This window comes from Microcoleus sp., from assembly GCF_049646505.1.
Taxonomy (GTDB): Bacteria; Cyanobacteriota; Cyanobacteriia; order Cyanobacteriales; family Microcoleaceae; genus Microcoleus.
In genome coordinates, this window is the sequence record NZ_JBARVX010000554.1 from 1 (window position 1) to 5,228 (window position 5,228).

Below are 5,228 nucleotides of genomic sequence, written 5' to 3' on the forward strand. Positions count from 1 at the left end.
TTCCCAGGCTCTGCCTGGAAACCGATATCTAGAGGCTCTGCCTCGTCGTTTAGTAACAGGGAAAATCGAGGCAGAGCCTCCGGATCTGCGTTACCAGGCAGAGCCTGGGAACGAGTAAGAACGAGTAAGATTATCAACAAATCAAGTTACAAAAAATGCACCTAACCCCACCAAAAACTACCGAAAATATCCTCTTAGAACTCAAGAATCTCTGTGTAAATTACGGCGGAATTCAAGCCCTGCAAAATATTGATCTGACAATTAATTCAGGCGAAGTTGTCAGCCTCATCGGTGCTAACGGTGCGGGAAAAAGTACCGCACTCAGGGCTATTTCCAAAATAGTTAATTTGCGCCAAGGACAAATTATTTATAACGGCCGCGATATCAGCCGCCGCCAAGCCCACGAAGTTGTGAAATTGGGAATCGCCCACAGCCCAGAAGGAAGGCGGGTTTTAGCGCAGCAGACGGTGTTAGGTAACTTGGAATTGGGGGCTTATATTCGATCGGACTCGGCGGCCGTCAAAGCCGATTTAGCCCGCCAATTCGAGATATTTCCGCGCTTAGCAGAAAGGCGCACTCAACTGGCTGGAACCCTCAGCGGCGGGGAACAGCAAATGCTGGCGATCGCCCGTGCTCTGATGTCGCGCCCGAAACTGCTATTATTAGACGAACCCAGTTTAGGCTTAGCACCGGCGATCGTCAAAGAAATTTTCACAATTATTCAAAACCTGCGCTCCACGGGCGTTACAATTTTATTGGTAGAACAAAACGCTAATTTAGCACTGCAAATTGCCGATCGGGGTTATGTACTAGAAGCTGGTAACATGACTCTGACAGGCTTAGCATCAGATTTGCTAAAGGACGATCGAGTCAGGAGCGCGTACTTAGGTTGATTTGGTTAATTTTTGGAATTTTGACTGCTTTTTTTGAAGCAGTAAAAGATGTTTTTGGCAAGCAAAACCTGAAAAAAAACGACGAATATGTCGTAGCTTGGTCCCTCGCATTTTTTTCAGCAGTTTTTTTAATTCCCCTTGTCTTTTTCGCGGGAATCCCTCCATTAAACCTGCAATTTTGGATGGCCCTGTCCGTCGGAGGTAGCCTCAACGCTATTACCGCTATCCTCTACATTAAAGCCATCAAACTTTCGGATTTATCCCTGACAGTTCCCCTAGTAGCTTTGACACCCTTATTCATGCTGCTAACTTCACCGTTAATTGTCGGCGAATATCCCAACTTGTTTGACTGTATGGGAATTTTTCTGATAGTCACAGGTTCTTATCTATTAAACATCAAAGAAAAATCTCAAGGATACTTAGCACCATTCAAAGCACTCCTGCGCCAACCGGGACCGAAATTGATGTTAATAGTAGCCTTTCTCTGGAGTATTACTGCAAATTTTGACAAAATCGGCGTGCAAAATTCTTCGCCGATTGTTTGGTTGTTCGCCTTATTTACCTCAATGAGCGTTATTTTACTGCCAATTTTACTCTACAAAACCCCCAACCCCGCCCGCAAAATCGCGCGGGATTTACCGATGCTAGCCACAATGGGATTTTTCAATACTTTAGGAGTCATTTTTCAGATGCAAGCCTTGACAATGACCTTAGTGGTGCAAGTAATCGCCCTGAAGCGCACCAGCGTATTAATGGGCGTACTTTTCGGTCATTTCATATTTAAGGAAAAAGATATTCAGCAAAGATTGTTAGGTGCTGCTATCATGATAGGGGGAGTTTTCTTGATAATATTATGAATTCCTTCCTTTTTACAAATATTTGTTGGATTTGCAATATAGAGGATAAAATTAATGCACAAAATAGCAGCCACACCCGGAGGTTGGAACCCTCAAGCCGAAGGAGTAATTTTTATTCAGCAAACCCCAGCACCAATCGTATTTATTAGTGCTGCTGACACCGACATTCAAACACTCGCGGCCGCCTCCTCCAAGATGCCGGCAGAATTTCCCAAAATTCGCGCCGTAAACTTGCTTCAATTGCAGCAACAATTAACCATTGATACTTACGCCGAGGAAATTTTAGAACAAGCTGAAGTCATAATTCTCAGATTGTTAGGCGGGCGTTCCTATTGGTCTTACGGATTAGAAATTCTGCGGGAAACGGCGCAGAAAACTAATGCAGCATTGATTGTGATGCCCGGTGAAAACAGTCCCGATCCCGATTTAATCAGCCATTCCAATGTATCGCTGTCAGCAGTCGATAGACTGTGGCGCTACTTCACCGAAGGCGGAGTCCAAAATTTTGTTAACGCCCTCAAATTCACCGCCGATACTTGTTTGAAAACTGCTTACAATCCGCCTTTTCCTCAAATAGTTTCCCGCGTCGGACTTTACGATTGGCAGGGAGGCGGTGAAGCGTGTTTAGAGATTTTACAACCAGATGCAGAACCCCCTAAATCCCCCTTATTAAGGGGGACTTTGACACCAGATGCAGAACCCCCTAAATCCCCTTTATTAAGGGGGACTTTGAGTGCTTCCGGCTCCCCCCTTAATAAGGGGGGCTGGGGGGGGTCTCCGGGTTGGGAAACAGACTCTAAAGAACACGGGGAGGGCGGGCACGGGGGCACCGCCCCTACGGTCGGAATTTTATTTTATCGCGCTCATTACTTGTCAGGAAATTTAGCACCAATTGACGCACTTTGTCAAGCTCTAGCAGAGCGAAACTTAGTACCTGTTCCTGTCTTTGTATCTTCTTTGCGGGAGCCAGATTTACAAATAGAATTGCTAGACTATTTTCAACCCAAAGACTCCGAACCAATTCAATTATTGCTCAACACAACCAGTTTTGCTGTCTCCGGTTTCAGCAGCCAAGAACCCGAACAAAATAGTTTAAAATCCTTAGATGTTCCAGTATTGCAAGCAATCTTCAGCGGCGGCGGTTTGGAACAGTGGGAAACACAATTACAGGGACTTTCCCCCCGCGATGTGGCGATGAATGTAGCATTGCCCGAAGTAGACGGAAAAATCATTACTAGGGCCGTTTCTTTTAAAGCTGTACAGACTTGGAACGATGAATTAGAAACAGATGTGGTAGGCTATGTCGCAGCGGGCGATCGCATTTCATTTGTAGCAGATTTAACCGCGAATTGGGTGAAAATGAAACAAACCCCAGCCGCCAACAGACGCATCGCCATTATTCTCGCAAATTATCCCACCCGCAACGCCAGATTAGCCAACGGAGTCGGCTTAGATACGCCCGCTAGCTGTGTCGAAATCCTCAAAGCCATGCAGCAAGCCGGTTATCTAGTTGAAAACATCCCCGCTAGCGGCAACGAGTTAATTGAACTCCTGACTTCTGGCGTGACAAATGACCCGGAAGGACGCGAATTACAGCCGGTTCGTCAATCTTTGGATTTAGCAGAATATCAGAAATACTTTGCTACTTTACCGCCGGAAGTACAGGAGGGAATTTGTAAAAGATGGGGGCTTCCCGGAAGCTATGCACAAGATTTTATAAGTAACAATACGTCTTTCCCGATTCCCGGAATTCAATTCGGCAATGTATTTGTGGGAATTCAACCATCGCGCGGATACGAAATTGACCCCGCGTTAAACTATCACGCCCCAGATTTGGAACCTACCCACAATTATCTAGCTTACTATTACTGGCTGCGAGAAAAATTAGGAATTGATGCGATAATTCATGCGGGAAAACACGGCAATTTAGAATGGCTTCCAGGTAAAAGTATTGCACTATCTAACAAATGTTATCCAGAAGTAGCATTAGGCGCGATGCCGAATTTTTATCCCTTCATTGTCAACGATCCGGGGGAAGGTTCCCAGGCAAAAAGACGATCGCAAGCCGTGATAATCGACCACCTGACCCCGCCGATGACTCGCGCCGAACTTTACGGGCCCTTGCAGCAATTAGAAGCCTTAATCGACGAATATTGCGAAGCCCAAAGCTTAGATCCGTCTCGATTACCGATGATTCGCGATCGCATTGTAGCCCTCACCAACCAGGAAAACTTAGATAAAGACTTAGGAATCCAGCTAAATAAATCCGAATTTACCGAATTTATCACCCGTACCGACGGCTATCTTTGCGAACTAAAAGAATCCCAAATTCGCGACGGATTGCACATTTTTGGGCAGTGCCCCCAAGGGCGACAGTTGAGAGATTTGATAATTGCGATCGCCCGCCATCCTAGCACAAATCGCGCCGGCTTAACCCGCGCCCTCGCCCAAGACTTAAATTACGACTTCGATCCCTTAACCACCGCCGGCGACTTAACAGCCGAATTAGAAGAAAAAGCCGCCGAATTAGTCGATAACTTAATAAAAAATATCCGCGTCCATCCGCGTCCACCCGCAGTTACAAATTTCCCAATCGGAGAAGATACACAACAAGAATTAGATTGGATAGAAAACTATCTTTTGCCATCACTCATCCAAACAAACCAAGAAATTACTAACTTATTGCGCGGACTAGATGGGCGGCACATCCCCAGCGGCGCATCCGGCGCGCCCACCCGCGGCAGACCCGATGTATTGCCCACCGGTCGCAATTTTTACTCAGTAGATATCCGCGCCATACCGACAGAAACCGCTTGGAGAGTTGGTCGAGTTGCTGCGGAAACTTTAATCGAAAGATACACTCAAGAAAACGGCGAATATCCGAAAACTTTGGGTTTGTCAGTGTGGGGAACATCCACCATGCGGACGGGGGGAGACGACATTGCAGAAGCACTAGCATTGCTGGGAGTTCAGCCAATTTGGGATGGGCCTTCGCGCCGGGTTGTAGATTTTGAAATCTTGCCAATTTCTGTTTTAGGGCGGCCGCGCGTTGATGTTACTTTGCGAATTTCTGGGTTTTTCCGCGATGCTTTTTTTAATTTAATTGATTTGTTTGACAGTGCGGTAAAAGCTGTGGCAAATTTAGAAGAACCTGCAGAAGATAATCCTTTAGCAGCGCAAGTTAAGCAAGAGATTTTGGATTGGAAAGCGGCGGGTTTGAGTCGAGAAGATGCAGAAGTGCGATCGCAATTTCGAGTATTTGGTTCAAAACCGGGGGCTTACGGCGCGGGACTTCAAGGGATAATTGAAGCTCAAAACTGGACGGGCGACGGCGATTTAGCAAAAGCTTACATTAATTGGAGCAGTTACGCCTATACAGGTACCCCAGCCGGGGCGGGCACGCACCATCCACCGCCCCTACAAGGGGGGGCGAATTCCCATACCCCCCCAACCCCCCCTTACCAAGGGGGGGCTAATT

General features: G+C 46.7%; 3 protein-coding genes. All 3 read left to right on the plus strand.

The window, feature by feature from the left end:
• The first annotated feature begins 155 nt into the window (after positions 1-155).
• Complete coding sequence (locus WBA89_RS26125) at positions 156-893, plus strand: ABC transporter ATP-binding protein (protein WP_424410542.1); 738 nt, start codon at positions 156-158, stop codon at positions 891-893.
• The gene (locus tag WBA89_RS26130; protein ID WP_424410543.1) at positions 890-1,750 is read left to right on the plus strand and encodes an EamA family transporter; all 861 of its coding nucleotides are present in this window, start codon (positions 890-892) and stop codon (positions 1,748-1,750) included. Before WBA89_RS26125 ends, WBA89_RS26130 begins: the two co-directional genes overlap by 4 nt.
• A 54-nt stretch (positions 1,751-1,804) precedes the next feature.
• A partial coding sequence (gene cobN, locus WBA89_RS26135) for a cobaltochelatase subunit CobN (protein WP_424410544.1) occupies positions 1,805-5,228 on the plus strand: 3,424 nt, incomplete at its 3' end.